This window comes from Bradyrhizobium sp. USDA 4011 (assembly GCF_054063415.1).
The window spans coordinates 4,955,214-4,975,891 of sequence record NZ_JBSSGG010000001.1; the positions used below are offsets into that span (position 1 = coordinate 4,955,214).

The window sequence follows — 20,678 nt, forward strand, 5'->3', positions numbered from 1 at the left end:
ACGCTTTGCTTCTTTTTGACCTCGCCCCGCCCTTGCGGGGAGAGGTCAATCGCGAAGCGATTGGGTGAGGGGCTCTTTCCGCGAATCCGGTCTGCGGAGCTACCCCTCACCCCAACCCTCTCAGGGCGAGCTTTGCTCGTCCCGGCCCCGCAAGAGCGGGGCGAGGGAGAAGACGCAGCGAGCGATGCGGCGGTGGGCATGCACTGCCGCTGTTTTTTTAGGGATGATGTAGCCTCACGATGTATCTCGTCGTCGAACAACTGCTGAACGGCCTGCAATTCGGCCTGCTGCTGTTCCTGCTGGCGGCCGGACTGACACTGGTGTTCGGCATCATGGATTTCGTCAATCTGGCGCACGGCTCGCTCTACATGATGGGCGCCTATTTCGCGGCGACCTTCGTGGCCTGGACCGGTAGCTTCGTGCTCGGCGCGCTGCTGGCGCTGGGGGCGACGCTCTTGCTCGGCATCGTGCTCGAATATGTCGCGCTCCGGCATCTCTACGGCCGCGACCATCTCGACCAGGTGCTGGCGACGTTCGGCCTCATCCTGTTCTTCAACGACGCCGTCCGGCTGATCTGGGGCCCGGCTGGCCTCGCGCTGCCGCTGCCGGCCTGGCTCACCGTGCCGGTGCAGATCATCCCCGGCGTGTATTATCCGGCCTACCGGTTGATGATCATCGTGGTGGCGCTCGCGGTCGCAGCCCTGCTCTATCTGGTGGTGATGCGCACTCGCGTCGGCATGCTGATCCGCGCCGGCGCCTCCAACCGCGAGATGATCGGGGCGCTCGGCATCAACATCAAGCTGCTGTTCACGCTGGTGTTCGGCCTTGGCGCCGCGCTCGCCGGCCTCGCCGGGCTGATGCAGGCGCCGATCCTCACCGTGCAGATCGGCATGGGCGAGAACATCCTGATCCTGGCTTTCGTCATCATCGTGATCGGCGGCATCGGCTCGATCCGCGGCGCCTTCATGGCGGCGATCTTCGTCGGCATCATCGACACGATGGGCCGCGCGTTCCTGCCCGACCTGCTGCGCAAGGTGCTGAGCGGGGCGGCGGCCTCGACCGCGGCGCCGGCGCTGTCCTCGATGCTGATCTATCTGCTGATGGCGATCGTCCTTGTGCTGCGGCCCGAAGGGCTGTTCCCGGCGGCCAAACGATGATGCCCAAGCTCAACGCTTCGAACGCGGTTGCGGCGCTGCTGTGCGCCGCGCTGGTTCTGCTGCCGGTCTATTCGGCGGTGACGGGCAACATCTTCATCCTCACGCTGTTCACCCGCATCGCGATCTATGCGCTGGCGGCTGCGAGCCTCAATCTGATCATGGGCTATGGCGGCATGATGAGCTTCGGCCATGCCGCCTATCTCGGCATCGGCGGCTATGCCGTCGGCATCCTCGCCGCCGAGGGCATCGGTTCCGGCTTCATCCAGTGGCCGGTGGCGCTCGCGGTCTCGGCGCTGTTTGCGCTGTTGATCGGCGCGCTCAGCTTGCGCACCCGCGGCGTCTATTTCATCATGATCACGCTGGCCTTTGCGCAGATGGCCTATTACGTCGCCTCCGCGCTGTCGCGCTATGGCGGTGACGACGGATTGACCGTCTACAAGCGCAGCTATTTCGCCGGCCTGATCAATTTGTCGGACCGCAACCAGTTCTATTATCTCTGCCTCGCCTGCCTGTTCGGCGGCCTCTATCTGATCTGGCGGATCGTCAATTCGCGCTTCGGCCTCGTGGTGCAGGGCGTCCGCTCCAACGAGCAGCGCATGCAGGCGATCGGCTTCCATGCCAACCGCTATCGCCTGGTCTGTTTCGTCATTGCCGGCACGATCTGCGGCCTCGCCGGCGCGCTGCTCGCCAACAACACCGACTTCGTCAGCCCCGCCGTGATGTACTGGACCCGCTCCGGCGACCTGATGGTGATGGTGATCCTCGGCGGCATGGGCTCGCTGTTCGGCCCTGTCGTCGGCGCGACCATCTATCTCCTGCTCGAGGAGCTGCTGTCGCAGTTCACCGAATATTCGGGACTGATCCTCGGCCCGGTGCTGCTGTTGATCGTGCTGTTCGCGCGCGGCGGCATCATGGGCCTGCTCGGGAGGATGAGCCGTGGTTGATCCCTTGCTCCGCGTCGATAATCTGGTCCGCCGCTTCGGCGGCATCACCGCGACCGACAATCTCTCGATGGAGGTTTTGCCGGGCGAGCTGCACGCCATCATCGGCCCCAACGGCGCCGGCAAGACCACGCTGATCAGCCAGCTTACCGGGCAGGTGATGCCGAATTCCGGCACCATCCGCTTTGCCGGCCGCGACGTCACGAGCCTGCCGTCCTACAAGCGCAGCCGGCTCGGGCTGGCGCGCTCGTTCCAGATCACCTCGCTGCTGAAGGACTTTTCGGCGATCGACAACGTCGCGCTCGCGGCGCAGGCGCACGACGGCCACTCGTTCCGCTTTTGGGGCAATGCGCGCAAGGAGCGGCATCTACGCGCCACCGCGCGCGCGGCGCTGGAGCGCGTCGGCCTCGGCCAGCGCGCCGATATCGTGGTGTCGCAACTGAGCCATGGCGAGCAGCGCGAGCTTGAGCTCGCGGTCGCGCTCGCCACCAAGCCGCAGCTCTTGCTGCTCGACGAGCCGATGGCCGGACTCGGCGTCACCGAATCCGCGCGGATGGTCGCGCTGCTGAAGGAGCTGCGCAAGGAAGTCACCATCGTGCTGGTCGAGCACGACATGGAGGCGGTGTTCGCGCTCGCCGACCGCATCACTGTCCTGGTCTATGGTCGCGTCATCGCCTGCGACGTGCCGGACGCGATCCGCAAGGACGAAGAGGTCAAGCGCGCCTATCTCGGCGATCAGCATGCGGTGACGCGCCATGGCTGATACCAAAATGGCTGACGCCAAATCCGCTGAAACCCTGCTCGATGTCGACGCGATCGAGACCTGCTACGGGTTGAGCCAGGTGCTGTTCGGCCTGTCGCTCAAGATCAAGGCGGGAGAGATGGTCGCGCTGATGGGCCGCAACGGCATGGGCAAGACCACGACCATCCGCTCGATCATTGGCCTGACGCCCGCGCGATCAGGCGCCATCCGCTTCGCCGGCGAGGCGGTGCGCGGCCTGCCGTCGTACAAGATCGCAAAGCTTGGGATCGGCTTGGTGCCCGAGGGACGCCAGATCTTTCCGAATCTCACGGTGCGTGAAAATCTCGTCGCTGCATCAGGCAATCGGCTCGGCGCCTCCGATCCGTGGACGATCGACAAGATCCATGCGCTGTTCCCGCGGCTCGCCGAACGCACCAGCAATATGGGCGTCACGCTGTCCGGCGGCGAGCAGCAGATGCTCGCGATCGGCCGCGCGCTGATGACCAATCCGAGGCTCCTGATCCTCGACGAGGCCACCGAAGGGCTTGCGCCGTTGATCCGCGACGAGATCTGGAGCTGCCTGTCGATGCTGAAGGGACGCGGGCAGTCGGTGCTGGTGATCGACAAGAACGTCGGAAACCTCAGCCGCATCGCCGACCGCCATTACATCATCGAGCGCGGCAGGACGGTGTGGAGCGGCACCAGCGAGCAGCTGATCGCCGAGCCGGAGCTGCAGCACAAGTATCTCGGGATTTGAGGCGGGCACCGCTCTCGCACCATACTCAACGTCGTCCCGGCGTAGGCCGGGACGACGAGAAAAGTGGGGATCAAAACATCTCGAAATATTCGCGCTGCTCCCAGTCCGACACCTCGGCCTGGAAACGCTCGATCTCCGCGTTCTTGATGAAGACGTAATAGTCGACGAACTCCGGCCCCAGCGCTTGGCGGAAGAACGGATCGTCTTGAAGCGCGAACACGGCTTCGCGCAGCGACTTCGGCAAGAGCGCGGCCTTGGTCTCGTAGGGCGTGTCGGCGGATGGGCCGGGATCGAGCTTGCGGTCGACGCCGTCGAGGCCGGAGAGGATTTGCGAAGCCATGTAGAGATAGGGATTGGCGGCCGGTTCGCCGATCCGGTTCTCCAGCCGCGTCGCAGGATCATTCGTGCCGCCGAGCACCCGAATCATGACGCCGCGGTTGTCGCGGCCCCAGATCGCGCGGTCGGGTGCCAGCGAATAGGAGCGGTAGCGCTTGTAGCCGTTGATGGTCGGCGTCGTGAACACGGTCGACGCCCGCGCGTGCTCGATCAGGCCTGCGAGCCAGGCGCGGCCGAGCGCGCTGAGCGGCTCGCCGCTCTCCTTGGCCATGAAGACATTCTCGCCATTGGCGCGCGACACCAAGGACTGGTGCAGGTGCCAGCCGGAGGCGAACACGTTCGGCAATTTCGGCCGGCACATGAAGGTCGCATGATAGCCGTGGCGGCGCGCGATCTGCTTCACCGCCGAACGAAACAGCACCATGGTGTCGGCCGGCTCGAGTCCGACGGTGGGCGCGAAGGTAAATTCGCACTGGCTCGGGCCGAACTCGACCTCGACCGAGCACAGCGGCAGGCCGAGTGCGAGGATGTCGCGGCGGATGATCTCGAGCGCCGGCTCCATCAGATCGTAGCGCTGCTCGGTGAGGTACTGGTAGCCATGCGACAGCAGGCTGACCGACGGCGGTCGCCCGGGCTGGCCGGCATCCTCCGGCGCCATATGCGCATCGTCGAGCTTGAACAGATGGAATTCAACCTCGAGGCCGGCGACGAAATCGTAGCCGCGGCTTCCGAGCTGATCGAGCACCTTGCGATAGAGGTTGCGGGTCGCGAACGGCACCGGCCGTCCGTCGCTGAAGTAGAGATCGCAGAGCACCCAGCCGGTGTTCTCCGCCCAGGGCAGCACGCGGAACGTGGTGGGATCGGCGACCATCAGCACGTCGGCCGCGCCCTCCATCTCCTTCATGCCGAAGCCGCCGCCTGATGTGAACACCGGGAACACAGTCTTGTGCGAGGTGTCCTTGGCGAGCATCGTCGTGGTGATGCAGCAGCCGCCCTCCAGCGAGCGCACCGCTTCGCTGGCGATCAGCGTCTTACCGCGCAGGATGCCGTGCTGGTCCGGGAATGACAGCCTGACGACTTCGAGGTTCTTCTCCTCGACGATACGGCGGAGGCGGTTCGCGGCCTCCTTCTGCTCATCCGACCACAGGCCGTGACGCTCGACGAAACTCACTGCGGCACTCCTTTGCTGCTCCCTCGCCCCGCTCTTCGCGGGGAGAGGGTCGGGGTGAGGGGCTCTCTCCGCCACCACGATATGTCGATCGACCTGTACCCCCTCACCCGGATTGCATCTGGCGATGCAATCCGACCTCTCCCCGCAAGCGGGGCGAGGTGAAGGATACAGTGCGGCGCCACCGGAGCCATCATCACTCCGCCGCCGTCAGATGATGCACCTTGCCTGCGAACTCGCGCGGCACGGGAGCTGCCCACGGCGCGCCGCGGCGGCGCTTGACGTCGACCTCCATCCAGTAGAGCTCCCAACCTTGGGTCGGCCCGATGCCGTCCATCGTCGCCGGGCCCTGGATGCTGCGCGCCGAGGCGTCGTCGAGGAACAGCATCGGCTTCTCGCCGCCGCCGACCTTCTCGATCTCCTGCCGTAGCAGGCGGCGATATTGCACGATCGCCTTGTCGCTCTGGCCGAGATGCTCGTTGGTGCGATCCTGGATCGCGCCCATCGATTCCACCGCCCACTGGTCGTGGACGTTGATGTCGCTGCCCATGCCGGTATAGGTCGCGGTCGCCTGCTCGTGCGGATCGAAGCCGTAATCGTTGCTGCGGTTCTTGCGCGACTTGTAGTCGGGCAGTGTGTAGAGCTCGAGCCGCTGGTCGCGCATCTTCTGCTTGTCGACCGGCGCCGCGTAGCTGGTGAAGATCGCATACCAGTAGCAGTTCTCGTCATCGACCGGCACGTGCCACTGCGTGATCGTCATCTCGGTCGACATCGGGATGACGAAGCCGTGCGGGAACAGTTGGTTGGTGACGCGCACATGGGTGCGCTCCTCGTCGAGCTCGCGCAGCGCGATCAGGCGCAGGCCGTATTCGGTGTGCTCGACATTGATGATCGGGCGATCGTATTCGCGCAGGATTTTCGTCATCGGCATGTCGCTGCCGGCGGAGGCGCCGCGGAATTGCTTGCCGTAGGCGGCCGAGGTGTCCTCGTCCTCGAAGAAGCGATGCAGGAAAGACGCGTGCGCCGGATCGATGCCGACCTCGAGCGCCTGCAGCCAGTTGCAGTTCATGTGGCCCTTGAACGCAAACGTATGGCTTCCGGGCGCAACGAAGCAGTCGAGCTCCGCAAAAGCCGGCGGGGCGCCTTCGCCGAGATAGGCCCACAGGATGCCGCTCTTCTCGACCACCGGATAGGAGCGCTGCTTGATGCCCTTGCAGAGCTGCGATCCGACCGGTTCGGCCGGCGTCTCGATGCACTGGCCACTGGTGTCGAACAGCCAGCCGTGGAAGGCGCAGCGCAGCCCGCCGTGCTCGAGCCGGCCGAAGGCGAGGTCGGCGCCGCGATGCGCGCAGTGGCGATTGATCAGCCCGTAGCTTCCGTCCTCGCCGCGGAACAGCACCAGGTTTTCGCCGAGCAGCCGCACCGGCCGAACCGGGCGCGGCCCTTCCAATTCATCGACCAGCGCCGCCGGCTGCCAGTACATCCGCATCAGCTTTCCGCAAGGGTCCTTGGCCCCCGTGCGGGTGATCAGATCGTTCGCTTCCTGGCTCATCATGGCGGCGTCTCCCGAATTTGGATTTGTTCGCCTATTGAACGAATGTGCGAATTATGCCATGTCTCATTCCAACAGCAAGCGTAATTTTTGAACCGTTCAAAGCCCATGCCCAAGCTGAAGCGGACCGATCAGGACGAGCGCGCCACCGACTTCGTCGAGGCGCTCGATCGCGGCCTGCGCCTGTTGCAGGTGTTCGGCACGGTCAGCGGTCCAGCGACGTTGAGTGATCTCGCGCGTGCCGCCGATCTGCCGCGCGCCACCGCGCGCCGCATCCTGTTCACGCTCGCGCATGGCGGCTTCGTCGCCACGGACGGCAAGCTGTTCACGCTGACCCCGCATGTGCTGACGCTGGCAGGCTCCTTCCTGCAATCCAACCAGGTGGTGACGGTGCTGCAGCCGGTGCTCGATCGCATCGCCACCGCAGCGCAGGAGATCGCCTCGCTCGCGCTGCTCGACGGCGACGACGTCGTGTTCGTCGCGCGCTCGAGTCCGACCCGCATGTTTTCCGCCGGTCTCGATATCGGCTACCGGCTGCCGGCGTTCTGCACGTCAGTGGGCCGCGCCATGCTCGGCCGGCTCGGCGATGCCGAACTCGCGGCACGCCTCAAGGCGATGCGCCGCGATCCGGTGACGCCGCAGACCACGACCGATCCGAAGAAGCTGCTCGCCACCATCATCGCCGATCGCGCGCAGGGCTATTCGCTGGTCGACCGCGAGGCGGAGCCGCATTTCCGCTCGATCTCGGTGCCGGTGCGTCGCTATGACGGCACCATCGTCGCCGCGATCAACATGGGCGCGCATGTCGATCGCGTGCCGGCCAAGGAATTGATCGACCGTTTCCTGCCGCTGCTGCGCGATGGCGCCGAGGACGTGAAGAGCCGGTTGCTGTAGGGGCTCCGCGCCGTCATTGCGAGGAGCGATAGCGACGAAGCAATCCATGCATCCGCGCGCGGAAAGATGGATTGCTTCGCTTCGCTCGCAATGACGGGGCGGCTGTGAAGCTAAAGTGCCACGCTACGCAGCCCGAACGAGCGCGCTTCGTTCTGTAGCACCGGCCGCACGGAATCGATCAGCCGCGCCGCGGCTGCGTCGACCGAGAGTCCGGCGGTGTCGACCACCGCCGACGCGCGCGCATAGAGCGGTTCGCGGCTGACCAGGATGTTGCGCAATTCGGCCATCGCCGAGCGGTCGTCGGCCATCGGGCGCAGGTCGCCCTGGCGGCGGACACGGGCCATGTGCTCTTCCGGCTCGGCCTTCAGCCAGATCGTGTAGAACGACGACAGGATCAGGTCGAATGTCAGCGCCTCGGAGACGATGCCGCCGCCGGTCGCCAGCACCATCAATTCCTTGCGCGCGAGCAGCTGCGTCAGCGCGGCCTGCTCCATGCGGCGAAAGCCTTCCTGGCCGTACAGCGCGATGATCTCGGCGACGGACAGGCCGTTCTGCGCCTCGATCTCCTTGTTGAGCTCGACGAAGCTCCAGCCGATCTTCTTCGCCAGCATCCGCCCAAGCGTGGTCTTGCCGGCGCCGCGCAGGCCGATCAGCGCGATGCCGGAGAACGAGGCGCCGCGCGGCGCCAGCGGGCTGCTGCCGGCGAGCATGTCCTTGGCCTGCGCGATCTGGTTCGGCGACGCCTTGCGCAAGAGATCGCGGATCACGGCCCAGTCCGGAACCGGCTCGCTCGAGGGGATCAGATCCTCGAGATGCGCGCCCATCGCGCCTGCGACACGGCGCAGCAGCACGATCGAGACATTGCCTTTGCCGCTTTCGAGCTGGGCGATGTAGCGTTCGGAAATGCCGGAGACCTTGGCAAGCACCTTGCGCGACATGCCGCGCAAAGCGCGCATGGTGCGCACGCGCTGGCCGAGCTGTTCGAGGAAGTCGGCTTCCGGATCGTTGGCTGCGGTCATGATCCCCGTGCGACGCGCGGTCCTGACTGAATCAGGTCCAATGATCTAGGAAACATAATGCCGACGAGGATTGACAGCAAGCCAATGTGGTGGCTTTGTATGAATTATAATTCTTAAATCTTGATGGGAGAGGGCAGGCGCGACGCGCCTGTGCCTGAGGAGCGGGCCATGACCACCAACGCAGTGCCTTACAATGCTGTGTCCTGGCTGCTCGACCGCAATGTCGATGAGGGCCGCGGCGACAAGGTCGTGTTCGACGATACGGTGTCGCAAATCACCTACGGCCAGTTGCAGCAGCAGACCCGCCGCGTCGGCAACATGCTGCGCCGGCTCGGCGTCCGCCGCGAGGAGCGGGTCGCCATGATCATGCTGGATACGATCGATTTCCCGATCGTGTTCCTCGGCGCGATCCGCGCCGGCGTGGTGCCGGTGCCGCTCAACACGCTGCTGACCGCGGAGCAATACGCCTACATCCTCGGCGACTGCCGCGCGCGCGTGCTGTTCGTCTCCGAGGCGCTGCTGCCGGTCGTGAGGGACATCATCGCGCGCATACCCGACCTCGAGCATGTCGTGGTCTCCGGCAAGGACGCGCACGGCCACAAGAAGCTGTCGGATGAAATCGCGCGCGAGAGCGACGTGTTCGCCACCGCGCCGACCCATGCCGACGAGCCGGCATTCTGGCTCTATTCGTCCGGCTCGACCGGGATGCCGAAGGGCGTGCGTCATCTGCACTCCAACCTCGCGGCGACCGCGGAGACCTACGCGAAACAGGTGCTCGGCATCCGCGAGGATGATGTCGGCCTGTCGGCGGCAAAGCTGTTCTTCGCCTATGGGCTCGGCAATGCGCTGACCTTCCCGATGTCGGTCGGCGCCAGCACGGTGCTCAATTCGGAGCGTCCGACGCCGGCGGTGATGTTCGCGCTGCTGAACAAATATCATCCCAGCATCTTCTTCGGCGTGCCGACCCTGTTCGCGTCGATGCTGAACGACGAGGCGATGAAGACGCAAGCCGCGGGCAATCGCCTGCGGGTCTGCACCTCGGCCGGCGAGGCGTTGCCGGAATCGGTCGGCAATGCCTGGCGCGCGCGGTTCGGCGTCGACATCCTCGACGGCGTCGGCTCGACCGAGCTCTTGCACATCTTTCTGTCGAATGCGCCCGGCGACATCAAGTACGGCTCCTCGGGGCGTCCGGTGCCCGGCTACAAGGTGCGGCTGGTCAACGAGCAAGGGGCCGATGTCGCCGATGGCGAGGTCGGCGAACTGCTGGTCGATGCGCCCTCGGCAGGCGAGAGCTACTGGAACCAGCGTGCCAAGAGCCGCGCCACGTTCGAGGGTGCGTGGACCCGCACCGGCGACAAATACACGCGCGATGCCGACGGCCGTTACACCTTCTGCGGCCGCGCCGACGACATGTTCAAGGTTTCCGGCATCTGGGTCTCGCCGTTCGAGGTCGAGAGCGCGCTGATCACCCATCCCGCGGTGCTCGAAGCCGCCGTCGTGCCGGAGGCCGACCCGGAAGGCCTGCTGAAGCCGAAGGCCTATGTGGTGCTGCGGCCCGAGAGCTCGGCCGACGGTTTGCACGAGGCACTGAAGGAGCACGTCAAGCAGAAGATCGGGCCGTGGAAATATCCGCGCTGGATCGATGTGGTCGACAATCTGCCGAAGACGGCGACCGGGAAGATCCAGCGGTTCAAGTTGCGAGAACACGAGCACTAGCTCCCTTCGCCGGGACGACGAGTGAGGAAGGCCCATCATGACGAATTTGAACCCCACAGGCATTCTCAACATCGACGGCGCCGATCTCGAATACCGGATGATCGGCCCGTTACCCGAGGAGGCGCCGACCCTCGTGATGCTGCATGAAGGTCTCGGCTGCGTCGGGCTGTGGGGCGATTTTCCCGAGAAGCTGCAGGCGGCGACCGGCGCTGGCGTGTTCGCCTATTCGCGCGCGGGTTATGGCTCCTCGTCGCCGGCGAAGCTGCCGCGTCCGGTCGACTACATGCATCGCGAGGCGCTCGACGTGCTGCCGAAACTGCTCGACCGGATCGGCTTCCGCCGCGGCCTGCTGGTCGGTCACTCCGACGGCGCTTCGATCGCGGCGATCTATGCCGGCGCGCATCAGGATCATCGCCTGCACGGGCTTGCGCTCATCGCGCCGCACTTCGTCGTCGAGGACATCTCGGTGAAGTCGATCGCCGAGATCAAGACGGCCTATGAGACCACCAATCTGAAGGAGAAGCTGGCGCGCTGGCACAAGGATGTCGACAACGCCTTCCATGGCTGGAACGACGCCTGGCTCGATCCGAAATTCCGCGACTGGGATATTTCCGAATATCTCGCCTATATCCGCGTGCCGGTGCTGATCGTGCAGGGCGCGGACGATCAATACGGCACGATGCGCCAGGTCGAGATCGCCCAGGACGAGTGCTACTGCCCGGTCGATGTCGCGGCCATCGCAGGTGCCGGTCACTCGCCGCACCGCGAGGCGCCCGCGGTGACGCTGGAAACGGTCACCGAATTCGCCAGGGCAACTCTCCGGGACGACCCGGCACTGGCGGCCTGACATTTGGTGCCGGTGCCAGGTCATTGGCCCAATGGGTGAATTCCAGAACATGAAACAAAATGCATGTTTTTGCGCTTTGAACTAGACCAGATCGAAAACATGCATTATTGTGCATGAAGATCACGACGACGAACCTTCAAACGAACAACAGATAAGGGTGGCCCATGGCTGGTGACGATCGCGTCCTTGCAGGCGGGGCGAAGTACATCGATTTCCAGACCAACCCGTCGCGCTACCGGCACTGGAAGCTCGACGTCGCGGGCGACGTCGCGACGCTGACCATGGACGTCGACGAGAATGCCGGCCTGTTCGAGGGCTATCAGCTCAAGCTCAACTCCTACGATCTCGGCGTCGACATCGAGCTCGCCGACGCCGTGCAGCGGCTGCGCTTCGAGCATCCCGAGGTGAAGGTCGTGGTGCTGCGCTCGGGCAAGAACCGGGTGTTCTGCGCCGGCGCCAACATCCGGATGCTGGCGGGCTCGACCCACGCCCACAAGGTCAACTTCTGCAAGTTCACCAACGAGACCCGCAACGGTCTTGAAGACTCCAGCGACAATTCCGGCCAGAGCTTCATCACCGTCGTCAACGGCACCGCGGCCGGCGGCGGCTATGAGCTGGCGCTCGCGACTGACCACATCATGATGGCCGACGACGGCGCCGCCGCCGTCGCGCTGCCGGAAGTGCCGCTGCTCGCGGTGCTGCCGGGCACCGGCGGCCTGACCCGCGTCGTCGACAAGCGCAAGGTGCGCCGCGACCACGCCGACTTCTTCTGCACCATCGAGGAAGGCATCAAGGGCAAGCGCGCGGTGCAGTGGCGCCTGGTCGACGAGATCGCGCCGAACTCCAAGCTCGAAGGCAAGCTTGCCGAGCGCGTCAAGGAATTCGCCGCCAAATCGAAGCGCAACGGGGAGGGCAAAGGCATCGTGCTGTCGCCGCTTCAGCGCACCATCGACGACAGCGCGATCCGCTATGGCTTTGTCAGCGTCGACATCGACCGCGTGGCGCGCATCGCCACCATCTCGATCAAGGCGCCGGAAACCACGGCGCCCGCCGACGTCGACGGCATGATCGCGCAGGGCGCTTCGTTCTGGCCGCTGCAGGTCGCCCGCGAGCTCGACGATGCGATCCTGCATCTGCGCATCAACGAGCTCGAGACCGCGATGCTGGTGTTCAAGAGCCATGGCGACCGCGCCAACGTCGTGTCCTATGACGCGTTCCTGGAGGCCAACAAGGCGCACTGGCTGGTCAACGAGGTGAGGCATTACTGGAAGCGCGTGCTCAAGCGCATCGACGTCACCTCGCGCACGCTGGTGACGCTGGTCGAGCCCGGCTCCTGCTTCGTCGGCACCCTGGCCGAACTCGTGTTCGCCGCCGACCGCTCCTACATGCTGATCGGCCAGAAGCAGGGCGACAACCGCCCGCCGCCGGCGATCGAGCTGACGGCGATGAATTTCGGGCCCTATCCGATGAGCCACGGCCTGACCCGGCTGCAATCGCGCTTCCAGGCCGACCCAATGGATCTGGAGCGGGCGCAGGCATCGATCGGCAAGGCGCTCGATGCGGAGGAGGCCGAGGAGCTCGGTCTCGTCACCTTCGCGCTCGACGACATCGACTGGGACGACGAGGTCCGCGTGTTCTTCGAGGAGCGCGCCTCGTTCTCGCCCGACGGCCTCACCGGCATGGAAGCCAATCTGCGCTTCGTCGGGCCCGAGACCATGGAATCGAAGATCTTCTCGCGCCTCACGGCGTGGCAGAACTGGATCTTCCAGCGGCCCAATGCGGTCGGGGAAGACGGCGCGCTGCGCCGCTACGGCACCGGCCAGAAGGCGCAATTCGACATGACGCGCGTTTGAGGCAAATGACGCCGTCATCCCCGCGCAATGGCTTCGCCATTGTCGCTGGAGGTGCGAGCGTTAGCGAGGATTGGAAGCAAGCCAGCATCCTTCGAGACGCGGCGAAGACGCCGCTCCTCAGGATGACGGTTGAGCAAGACACGATAGACGTCGGACCGATACCAAGGAGCACGCCATGAACATCATGAACGTCGATTACTCGACCAAGATTCCAAACAACGTGAATCTCGCCGAAGACCGCCAGGTGCTCAAGGCGCTGGAGGGCTGGCACCCCGGCTACATGGACTGGTGGAGCGACATGGGGCCGGAAGGCTTCCAGGAGTCGCTGGTCTATCTGCGCACCGCCTATTCGGTCGATCCGCGCGGCTGGGCCAAGTTCGACTATGTGCGGATGCCCGAATATCGCTGGGGCATTTTGCTTGCACCACAGGAAGAGAACCGCGTCATCCCGTTCGGCGAAGACTACGGCAAGCCGGCCTGGCAGGAAGTCCCCGGCGAGCATCGCGCGATGCTGCGCCGCCTGATCGTGATCCAGGGCGACACCGAGCCGGCCTCGGTCGAGCAGCAGCGCCATCTCGGCAAGACCGCGCCTTCGCTCTACGACATGCGCAATTTGTTCCAGGTCAATGTCGAGGAAGGCCGCCATCTCTGGGCGATGGTCTATTTGCTGCAGAAGTATTTCGGCCGCGACGGCCGCGAGGAGGCCGACGATTTGCTGCGCCGCCGCTCGGGCGATGCGGATAGCCCACGCATGCTGGGGGCCTTCAACGAGGCGACGCCGGACTGGCTGTCGTTCTTCATGTTCACCTACTTCACCGACCGCGACGGCAAGATGCAGCTGCACTCGCTGGCGCAGTCGGGCTTCGATCCGCTGTCGCGCACCTGCCGCTTCATGCTGACCGAGGAAGCCCATCACATGTTCGTCGGCGAGACCGGCATCACCCGCGTCGTGCAGCGCACCTGCGATGCGATGACGGAAGCCGGCATCACCGATCCGAACGACATCGCCAGGGTCCGTGCGCTCGGCGTCATCGACCTGCCGACCATCCAGAAGAAGCTGAACCTGCACTATTCGCTGTCGCTCGATCTGTTCGGCTCCGAAGTGTCGACCAATGCGGCCAACGCCTTCAACGCCGGCATCAAGGGCCGCTACAAGGAAACCACGATCGACGACGATCACCAGCTCAAGAGCTCGACCTATCCGGTCATGAAGATGGTGGACGGCCAGATCAAGCTGGTCGACGAGCCGGCGCTGACCGCGCTCAACATGCGGCTGCGCGACGACTACACGCAGGATTGCGTCAAGGGTATGCTGCGCTGGAACAAGGTGATCTCGACCGCTGGCATCGACTACAAGCTCACGGTGCCGCACACCGCCTTCCACCGCCAGATCGGCGAGTTCAAGGACATCCATGCGACGCCCGATGGCCTCTTGATCGACGACGCCACCTGGGCGAAGCGCAAGAACGACTGGCTGCCGTCGACCGCCGACGGCGACTTCATCGCCTCGCTGATGAAGCCGGTGACCGAGCCCGGCGAGTTCGCTTCCTGGATCTCGCCGCCCAAGGTCGGCATCGACAACAAGCCGGGCGATTTCGAATATGTGAGGATCGAGAGCTGATCCTCAACTAACGCGTTCCTCTCCTCCCGGAGAGGCCGAAAAGGGGTGAGCCGATAAGGTCCTGGCTCGCCCCTTTTCTTTTTGGTCAGATGTCCGTACGAAGCTGGCCTCAATCGTCATTTGCAAGTTCGTCAGGCCACATCTGCGCGCCGATGCGCGTGAGAGGCGCGGCCGCCTACCCCGCGATCTCCAGCCCGGCGGTGGCGTAGACCACGCCGCCGTCGACCGCGATGGTGTTGCCCACGACATAGTCGCCGGCGCGCGAGGCGAGATAGATCGCGGTCCCCGCCATGTCCTCGTCGCTGCCCACGCGCCGCGACGGAACGCGCTGTGCGACCTCGTCGGCGTGGTCGCGCGCGGCGCGGTTCATGTCCGACTTGAAGGCGCCGGGCGCGATTGCGGTGACATTGATGTTGTCCTTGATCAGCCGCGTCGCCATCCGGCGCGTCAGATGGATCACCGCGGCCTTGCTGGCGGCATAGGAATAGGTCTCCATCGGGTTGACGAAGATGCCATCGATCGAGGCGATGTTGATCACCTTGCCCGGTCTGTCATGCGTCGCCGCCGCGCGCAGCGGCTTGGCCAGCGCCTTGGTCAGGAAGAAGATCGACTTGACGTTGAGGTTCATCACCTTGTCCCAGCCGCTCTCCGGGAATTCGTCGAAGTCCGCGCCCCATGCCGCGCCGGCATTGTTGACCAGGATGTCGAGCTTCGGCTCCCGCTTGATGATTTCGTTCGCGAGCTTGTCGCAGCCCTCGACGGTCGAGATGTCGATCGGCAGCGCGATGCATTCGCCGTCATAGGCGGCGGTGAGCTCCTGGGCGGTAGCCTCGCAGGGACCGGCCTTGCGCGCGGTGATGTAGACCCTGGCGGCACCCTGCGCGAGGAAGCCGGCCGCGATCATCTTGCCGATGCCGCGCGATCCCCCGGTCACCAGTGCGACGCGGCCCTTCAGTGAGAACAGATCCTTGAACATGCGCTCCTCCATTGCGTTGCCGATGGTTCTGGGCGCGGCCGGGGATCGAGTCAAGAAGAGGGAAAGAGGCGCAATCGGGAGCATGGCTCGCCACCTCCCCTTGAAAAGGGGAGGTCGCTTTGCTCGCAGAGCAAAGCGGGTGGGGATCCGCTCTCTCCGCAGACACCTTCGTTTGTGGCTGACCCCCATCCCGACCTTCCCCCTTTCAGGGGGAAGGAGAAGATTGAAGATCTGAGGCGATATGTCCTAAACGCGGATCACGCCGCGTCGATGCGGCGAAAGCCGTTCCACACCGCGGTCGCGGCGCCGGATGTCAGCACCGGCAAGAGCCGCGCGTCCTGGTAATTGCCGTTGAGCGAGACCCGCTGCAACGCGGTCAGGTGGTCGGCGCTTTCGGCAAACAGCATGCCCGGCCGCGTCGTCACCGCGGTCCGAAAGCCGATCGATCTGGCGAGCGCGAACTCGCGCGGCCCGGCGGCGATCCGGTCGCCATAGGGATAGGCGAGGTGCAGCGCCGGACGCTGCAGCGTCTCCTCGATCCGCGCCCGGCTGGTGGCGAGCTCGAACGATGCGATGGTCTCGCTCTGCTTGGCGAGATTGCAATGGGTGATGGTGTGGGCGCCGATCGTGACCAGCGGATCGTCGGCAAAGCCGCGCAATTCGTCCCAAGACATGCAGAGCTCGCGCGCGATGCCGGTCTCGTCGACGCCGTGGCGGGCGCACAGCGCGGAGATCTCGGCCTGCATCTCCTTCTCGCCCGGCAGCGAACGCAACCAGTCGTGCATGCGCCCGAACGCTATGCGCTTGGCTTGCGGCGTCGCGGTATCGATCCGCGTCATGACGCCGTCGATCGGCACCTCGATGGCAGACGCAGCCGCGATCACCCGCTCCAGCGCGATCCACCACAATTTGCCGCAGCCCTCGGCGAAGTCGCTCGCGACATAGACCGTGAACGGCGCGCCGAACTCGCGCATGACAGGCAGCGCGAAATCGCGGTTGTCGCGGTAGCCGTCGTCGAAGGTGAAACAGGCGAAGCGCCGCGCGAAATTCCGTTCGGTGAGGCGGCGATGCGCCTCGTCCATGCTGACGATTTCGACGTCGAGCACGCGCAGATGCGTCAGCATCGCACGCAGGAAGTCCGGCGTGACCTCGAGATGATGGTTGGGCTGGAATGCATCGGCGCGCCGCGGGCGGACGTGGTGCAGCATGAAGATGGCGCCGACGCCGGCGAGGATCGGCCGCAGCAGGATATGGGCACCCGAGAAATACAACGCCTCCATCCCGGCACGGATCACGGTGTTGCGGAGTTGTTTCATGAGGGGCACGGGCCGGCCGATTTGCATTCCGTCGCAAACTTAGCGAAAGAGCACTGAAGAAACTGTTATCCCGATCCAATATGGCGCCCCCGCCATGGCCTTTGATTTGGGGTTTGACAGTCAGCCAAGGGTTTGATTTCTCTCTGGTTCCAGACCCGCAGGACGCTGAATGCACGGACTTTTCAAGTGGAGTAGCAAGTGGTGGCCGGGGGTGATTCCACTGGTCGTCCTGTGGGGCATCGCGGCCTGGACCAGCACAGGAACGGTCGAGGCCGATCTTGCTGCGCGCTCTAATGCCGCACTCAAGGACACCGTGCTCGACAAGCGCCGTATCAGCGTCGACGGCCGCGACGTGACCTTTGCGGCCAATGCCTTCTCCGAGGACGGCCGTCTCAGTGCAGTGGCGTCGGTCGAGGCCGTGCCGGGCGTGCGGCTGGTCAACGACGAGACCCGCCTCGTTCCCGAAGCCAAGCCATTTGTGTGGTCAGCCGAACGCGACGTGGTTCGGGTCACGCTTGGCGGCAATGCGCCGCTGCCGTCGAGCAAGAGCAAGCTGACCGAGGCCGCGAAGGCCAGTCTCGGCGGTGTCGAGGTGGTGGATCAGATGGCGCTCGCGCGCGGCGCGCCGTCGCGGTTCGACCCGGCGGCGCTGTTGCTGCTCGACCAGATCGGCAAGCTGAAGGAAGGCAAGATCACGCTGACCGACAACAAGGTTGCTCTTGCGGGCATGGCGCGCGAACTCGGCGGACGCGAGGCGGTCGCGGCGGCGCTGAAGAACCTGCCGGAAGGCTATTCGATCGCCGCCAACGACATCAAGGCGCCGCCTTACGTGTTCCAGGCCTACAAGGACCCGGTCGCGGTGACGCTGACGCTGACCGGCTACGTGCCCGACAACAACGTGCATGCCGCGCTGGTCGCCGCCGCCGGCCGCAAGTTCTTCAGCGAGAAGGTGGTCGACAATCTCAAGGCCAGCATCGGCGCGCCCTCGGGATTTGCGGCGGCGGTGGTGCCTGCGCTCGGCGCGCTGTCGCGGCTGTCGACCGGGACGCTCGTGGTATCGGATCGCGAGGTCAAGCTGTCGGGCGATGCGCTCTATGATGCCGCGGCGGGCCAGATCCGCGACGGGCTCGGCAAGGATTTTCCGAAGGGCTGGCAATACAAGGCCGAGGTCACGGTCAAGCCGGCGGCGGCGCCGGTCGATCCGACGGTGTGTCAGCAGCTGTTTTCCGAGATCCTCTCCAAGGGCAAGATCCGCTTCGAGTCCGGCAAGGCCGACATCGTTCCTGACTCCGCCGGTCTGCTCGACCGCCTGATCGAGACCGCGATGCGCTGTCCCAATGCGACGATCGAAGTCGCCGGCCATACCGACAGCGACGGTGAGGAGGCGGCCAACCAGACCTTGTCGGAGCGCCGCGCGCAGGCCGTGGTCGATTACCTCGTGCGCGCCGGACTGCCTGCCAACCGTTTCACGCCGATCGGCTACGGCAGCACGCAGCCGCTCGCCGGCAACGAGAGTGAAGACGGCAAGGCGCAGAACCGCCGCATCGAATTCGTGGTGAAGTAGCGATGACCGCGCTTGCGACATTCTTCTGGGGTTGGCTGCTCGGCGCCGCGCTGCTCGGCTTCGGCATGGGCTGGATCGCGGTGGTGCATCGGGCGCAGGGCGTCTCGAAGATGTGGATGCGCTGGCTCGCGCTGCTCGCCGCCGCGCTGGTCGCGGCATCGTTTGCGCGGGTCGTGCCCGGCCGGTTCGGCTACTGGCTCGATCTCTTCCTCGTCATGTTCGCGCTCTATCTCGTCGGTTGCGCGATCGGCTCTTGGCTGCGCGACTGGGTGGTTTCGCGCAGCAGGCCAGCGAGCTGACCCCTAAACCCTTGACCCAACAGGACTGAGCGGCGTCGCCAAGCGCGGCGCGCGCCCATGCATTTTGCTGCTTGACGTTAATACGTACGTACGTATTAAATCGCGCCCATGCCAAAGCCCTCTCTCCGCGATGCCATCCTCGACGCCGGCCTGAAGGAAATGTTCCGGACCGGCTATCACGGCACCAGCGTGCGCGACGTCACCGCCGCGGCCGGCGCGCCGCAGGGCTCGTTCACCAACCATTTCCGCTCCAAGGAGCTGTTCGCGTCGGAAGTGCTCGACCGCTACTTCCTCTATGTGCGCGGCCTCGTCGCCGAAGCGCTCGGCGACACGACGCTGCCGCCGCGCGACAGGCTCCGGCGCTATCTCGATCTGATCACCGGCAAGCTCGCGCATGACGGCTTCACCCGCGGCTGCCTGATCGGCGATTTCAGCCTCGAGGCGTCGGGCTCGAGCGAGATGCTGCGCGAGCAGCTCGACGAGATCTTCCGGGAATGGCGCGCGCCGTTTGCGGCCTGCATCGCCGAAGCTCAGGCCAAACGCGAGATCGCGTCCGACTTCGATCCCGATGAGCTTGCCGATTTCCTGCTCGCATCCTGGCAGGGCGCGATGTTGCGCATGAAGGTCGAGCGCAGCGCGGCCGCGCTCGAGCGTTTCAAGACGATCGCCTTCCAAACCGTGTTCAAGGAGCTGCCGTGACCATGTCTGCCGATATCAGTCTGCATCATCGCCCGGTGTTCGGGACCACGATGGCCTATCGCGAGCTTGGGCGCAGCGACGCGCCGCACGTGCTGTTCCTGCACGGCAATCCGACCTCATCCTATATCTGGCGCAACATCATGCCGCTGGTGGCGCCGGTCGGGCACTGCATCGCACCCGACCTGATCGGCTACGGCCAGTCCGGCAAGCCCGACATTGCCTACCGCTTCTTCGACCATGCGGACTATCTCGATGCGCTGATCGACCAGCTCGGTATCAGTTCGGCGTATCTCGTCGCGCGGGATTGGGGCACGGCGCTCGCGTTCCATCTCGCGGCGCGCCGTCCGCAACTCGTGCGTGGGCTGGCCTTCATGGAGTTCATCCGGCCGATGCGGGATTGGTCCGACTTCCACCAGCACGAGGCCGCCAGGGACACGTTCCGGAAATTCCGCACGCCGGGAGTGGGCGAAGCGATGATCCTCGACAACAATGCGTTCGTCGAACGCGTGCTGCCCGGCTCGATCCTGCGCACGCTCAGCGAGGAGGAGATGGAAGCTTACCGCGCGCCGTTTGCGACGCGCGAGAGCCGCAAGCCGACCTTGATGCTGCCGCGCGAGCTGCCGATCGCGGGCGAACCTGATGATGTCGATCAGGCGCTCACTGTCGCGCATGCGGCGCTTGCGGCATCGACCTATCCGAAGCTGCTGTTCACGGGCTCGCCCGGAGCCTTGGTGTCGCCGGCCTTCGCCGCCGATTTCGCGGCGAAGTTGCAGCATTGCGCGGTCATTCAGCTCGGCGCCGGTGCGCATTATCTGCAGGAAGACCATCCGGAGGCGATCGGCCGCTCGGTGGCCGGGTGGATCGCCGGCATCGAAGCCGTGAACGCGCAACATCTCGCGGCATGAGTGGATGGGAGCGCACGCCATGACCGACCTCTCGATCATTTATTGCCGTCCCTGCGGCTACGAGAAGCGCGCCAGGGAGGCCGCCGCGCTGCTGCGCGAACGCCTTGGGCTCGATGCCGAGCTGGTGCCCGGCAAGGGCGGCGTCTTCGAGGTCAGGCTTGACGGCAAAGTGATCGCCAAGCGCGCCAAGGGGCATTTCCCGGATGCTGCCGAAATCGTCAGCGCTGTGACTACGGCACGGGCATAAAAATCTACGCAGGCTTGTCTCGTCGCCGTCGCATCACCATTGCGGCGGCGGTTTTCGCTGCGCAGGCGC

At 65.1% G+C, this 20,678-nt stretch carries 19 protein-coding genes; 14 read left to right on the forward strand and 5 right to left on the reverse strand.

Translation table 11 applies throughout. The features are described from left to right. Positions 1–239 precede the first annotated feature (239 nt). From ACVW1C_RS23210 to ACVW1C_RS23225, 4 genes are read left to right on the forward strand one after another with little or no spacing between them, the layout of a single operon-like run. Positions 240–1,157, forward strand: a complete 918-nt coding sequence (locus ACVW1C_RS23210; RefSeq protein ID WP_456760393.1) for a branched-chain amino acid ABC transporter permease — start codon at positions 240–242, stop codon at positions 1,155–1,157. Then, positions 1,154–2,101, forward strand: coding sequence for a branched-chain amino acid ABC transporter permease (locus ACVW1C_RS23215; protein ID WP_456760394.1), 948 nt, complete (start codon positions 1,154–1,156; stop codon positions 2,099–2,101). The genes ACVW1C_RS23210 and ACVW1C_RS23215 overlap by 4 nt, the downstream gene beginning before the upstream one ends. After that, on the forward strand, positions 2,094–2,861 hold the full coding sequence (locus tag ACVW1C_RS23220; RefSeq protein WP_456760395.1) for an ABC transporter ATP-binding protein: 768 nt from the start codon (positions 2,094–2,096) through the stop codon (positions 2,859–2,861). The genes ACVW1C_RS23215 and ACVW1C_RS23220 overlap by 8 nt, the downstream gene beginning before the upstream one ends. After that, on the forward strand, positions 2,854–3,597 hold the full coding sequence (locus ACVW1C_RS23225; protein WP_456760396.1) for an ABC transporter ATP-binding protein: 744 nt from the start codon (positions 2,854–2,856) through the stop codon (positions 3,595–3,597). Before ACVW1C_RS23220 ends, ACVW1C_RS23225 begins: the two co-directional genes overlap by 8 nt. 70 nt (positions 3,598–3,667) lie before the next feature. Here the strand turns inward: ACVW1C_RS23225 and ACVW1C_RS23230 are convergent, their stop codons facing one another. Together ACVW1C_RS23230 and ACVW1C_RS23235 are read right to left on the reverse strand one after the other, a co-directional pair. Further along, entirely contained in the window at positions 3,668–5,104 is a 1,437-nt protein-coding gene (locus ACVW1C_RS23230; RefSeq protein WP_456760397.1) for a glutamine synthetase family protein, read from the reverse strand. 193 nt (positions 5,105–5,297) lie between these two features. Further along, positions 5,298–6,656 (reverse strand): aromatic ring-hydroxylating dioxygenase subunit alpha, encoded by a 1,359-nt coding sequence (locus ACVW1C_RS23235; RefSeq protein ID WP_456760398.1) that lies wholly within the window; start codon positions 6,654–6,656, stop codon positions 5,298–5,300. A gap of 105 nt (positions 6,657–6,761) precedes the next feature. Between ACVW1C_RS23235 and ACVW1C_RS23240 the strand changes: the two genes are divergently transcribed. Further along, complete coding sequence (locus tag ACVW1C_RS23240; RefSeq protein WP_456760399.1) at positions 6,762–7,547, forward strand: IclR family transcriptional regulator domain-containing protein; 786 nt, start codon at positions 6,762–6,764, stop codon at positions 7,545–7,547. 110 nt (positions 7,548–7,657) lie between these two features. Here the strand turns inward: ACVW1C_RS23240 and ACVW1C_RS23245 are convergent, their stop codons facing one another. Beyond that, positions 7,658–8,569 (reverse strand): helix-turn-helix transcriptional regulator, encoded by a 912-nt coding sequence (locus ACVW1C_RS23245; RefSeq protein WP_456763150.1) that lies wholly within the window; start codon positions 8,567–8,569, stop codon positions 7,658–7,660. Between the two features lie 165 nt (positions 8,570–8,734). Between ACVW1C_RS23245 and ACVW1C_RS23250 the strand changes: the two genes are divergently transcribed. The 4 genes from ACVW1C_RS23250 (at position 8,735) to boxB (ending at position 14,603) form a co-directional block, all read left to right on the forward strand. Beyond that, positions 8,735–10,282, forward strand: a complete 1,548-nt coding sequence (locus tag ACVW1C_RS23250; RefSeq protein ID WP_456760400.1) for a benzoate-CoA ligase family protein — start codon at positions 8,735–8,737, stop codon at positions 10,280–10,282. Between the two features lie 37 nt (positions 10,283–10,319). Then, positions 10,320–11,129, forward strand: coding sequence for an alpha/beta fold hydrolase (locus tag ACVW1C_RS23255; protein WP_456760401.1), 810 nt, complete (start codon positions 10,320–10,322; stop codon positions 11,127–11,129). Between the two features lie 164 nt (positions 11,130–11,293). After that, positions 11,294–12,982, forward strand: a complete 1,689-nt coding sequence (gene boxC, locus ACVW1C_RS23260) for a 2,3-epoxybenzoyl-CoA dihydrolase (RefSeq protein ID WP_456760402.1) — start codon at positions 11,294–11,296, stop codon at positions 12,980–12,982. A gap of 184 nt (positions 12,983–13,166) precedes the next feature. Continuing rightward, complete coding sequence (boxB, locus tag ACVW1C_RS23265) at positions 13,167–14,603, forward strand: benzoyl-CoA 2,3-epoxidase subunit BoxB (RefSeq protein ID WP_456763151.1); 1,437 nt, start codon at positions 13,167–13,169, stop codon at positions 14,601–14,603. Positions 14,604–14,778: 175 nt separating this feature from the next. Here boxB and ACVW1C_RS23270 read toward each other — a convergent pair whose 3' ends face one another. After that, positions 14,779–15,579 carry an SDR family NAD(P)-dependent oxidoreductase gene (locus tag ACVW1C_RS23270; protein ID WP_456760403.1) on the reverse strand — a complete coding sequence of 267 codons (801 nt, stop codon included), beginning with the start codon at positions 15,577–15,579 and terminating at the stop codon, positions 14,779–14,781. Positions 15,580–15,836: 257 nt separating this feature from the next. Beyond that, on the reverse strand, positions 15,837–16,895 hold the full coding sequence (locus ACVW1C_RS23275; RefSeq protein WP_456760404.1) for a polysaccharide deacetylase family protein: 1,059 nt from the start codon (positions 16,893–16,895) through the stop codon (positions 15,837–15,839). 169 nt (positions 16,896–17,064) lie between these two features. Between ACVW1C_RS23275 and ACVW1C_RS23280 the strand changes: the two genes are divergently transcribed. The 5 genes from ACVW1C_RS23280 to ACVW1C_RS23300 all read left to right on the forward strand — a co-directional run bounded on the left by ACVW1C_RS23280 (position 17,065) and on the right by ACVW1C_RS23300 (position 20,609). Further along, on the forward strand, positions 17,065–18,459 hold the full coding sequence (locus ACVW1C_RS23280; RefSeq protein WP_456760405.1) for an OmpA family protein: 1,395 nt from the start codon (positions 17,065–17,067) through the stop codon (positions 18,457–18,459). A gap of 2 nt (positions 18,460–18,461) precedes the next feature. After that, positions 18,462–18,758 carry a hypothetical protein gene (locus ACVW1C_RS23285; RefSeq protein ID WP_456760406.1) on the forward strand — a complete coding sequence of 99 codons (297 nt, stop codon included), beginning with the start codon at positions 18,462–18,464 and terminating at the stop codon, positions 18,756–18,758. A 108-nt stretch (positions 18,759–18,866) separates the two neighbouring features. Continuing rightward, positions 18,867–19,457, forward strand: a complete 591-nt coding sequence (locus tag ACVW1C_RS23290; protein ID WP_456760407.1) for a TetR family transcriptional regulator C-terminal domain-containing protein — start codon at positions 18,867–18,869, stop codon at positions 19,455–19,457. Between the two features lie 2 nt (positions 19,458–19,459). Beyond that, on the forward strand, positions 19,460–20,362 hold the full coding sequence (locus tag ACVW1C_RS23295; RefSeq protein WP_456763152.1) for a haloalkane dehalogenase: 903 nt from the start codon (positions 19,460–19,462) through the stop codon (positions 20,360–20,362). Between the two features lie 19 nt (positions 20,363–20,381). Then, positions 20,382–20,609 (forward strand): SelT/SelW/SelH family protein, encoded by a 228-nt coding sequence (locus tag ACVW1C_RS23300; RefSeq protein ID WP_456760408.1) that lies wholly within the window; start codon positions 20,382–20,384, stop codon positions 20,607–20,609. Positions 20,610–20,678: the final 69 nt, after the last annotated feature.

Excerpts from the sequence above, each read along its gene's own strand:
- ACVW1C_RS23210 (WP_456760393.1), top strand. The coding sequence starts at position 240 with ATGTATCTCGTCGTCGAACAACTGCTGAACGGCCTGCAATTCGGCCTG.
- ACVW1C_RS23215 (WP_456760394.1), top strand. The coding sequence starts at position 1,154 with ATGATGCCCAAGCTCAACGCTTCGAACGCGGTTGCGGCGCTGCTGTGC.
- ACVW1C_RS23225 (WP_456760396.1), top strand. The coding sequence starts at position 2,854 with ATGGCTGATACCAAAATGGCTGACGCCAAATCCGCTGAAACCCTGCTC.
- ACVW1C_RS23235 (WP_456760398.1), bottom strand. The coding sequence starts at position 6,656 with ATGATGAGCCAGGAAGCGAACGATCTGATCACCCGCACGGGGGCCAAG.
- ACVW1C_RS23240 (WP_456760399.1), top strand. The coding sequence starts at position 6,762 with ATGCCCAAGCTGAAGCGGACCGATCAGGACGAGCGCGCCACCGACTTC.
- ACVW1C_RS23250 (WP_456760400.1), top strand. The coding sequence starts at position 8,735 with ATGACCACCAACGCAGTGCCTTACAATGCTGTGTCCTGGCTGCTCGAC.
- ACVW1C_RS23255 (WP_456760401.1), top strand. The coding sequence starts at position 10,320 with ATGACGAATTTGAACCCCACAGGCATTCTCAACATCGACGGCGCCGAT.
- boxC (WP_456760402.1), top strand. The coding sequence starts at position 11,294 with ATGGCTGGTGACGATCGCGTCCTTGCAGGCGGGGCGAAGTACATCGAT.
- boxB (WP_456763151.1), top strand. The coding sequence starts at position 13,167 with ATGAACGTCGATTACTCGACCAAGATTCCAAACAACGTGAATCTCGCC.
- ACVW1C_RS23270 (WP_456760403.1), bottom strand. The coding sequence starts at position 15,579 with ATGTTCAAGGATCTGTTCTCACTGAAGGGCCGCGTCGCACTGGTGACC.
- ACVW1C_RS23275 (WP_456760404.1), bottom strand. The coding sequence starts at position 16,895 with ATGAAACAACTCCGCAACACCGTGATCCGTGCCGGGATGGAGGCGTTG.
- ACVW1C_RS23280 (WP_456760405.1), top strand. The coding sequence starts at position 17,065 with ATGCACGGACTTTTCAAGTGGAGTAGCAAGTGGTGGCCGGGGGTGATT.
- ACVW1C_RS23285 (WP_456760406.1), top strand. The coding sequence starts at position 18,462 with ATGACCGCGCTTGCGACATTCTTCTGGGGTTGGCTGCTCGGCGCCGCG.
- ACVW1C_RS23290 (WP_456760407.1), top strand. The coding sequence starts at position 18,867 with ATGCCAAAGCCCTCTCTCCGCGATGCCATCCTCGACGCCGGCCTGAAG.
- ACVW1C_RS23295 (WP_456763152.1), top strand. The coding sequence starts at position 19,460 with ATGTCTGCCGATATCAGTCTGCATCATCGCCCGGTGTTCGGGACCACG.
- ACVW1C_RS23300 (WP_456760408.1), top strand. The coding sequence starts at position 20,382 with ATGACCGACCTCTCGATCATTTATTGCCGTCCCTGCGGCTACGAGAAG.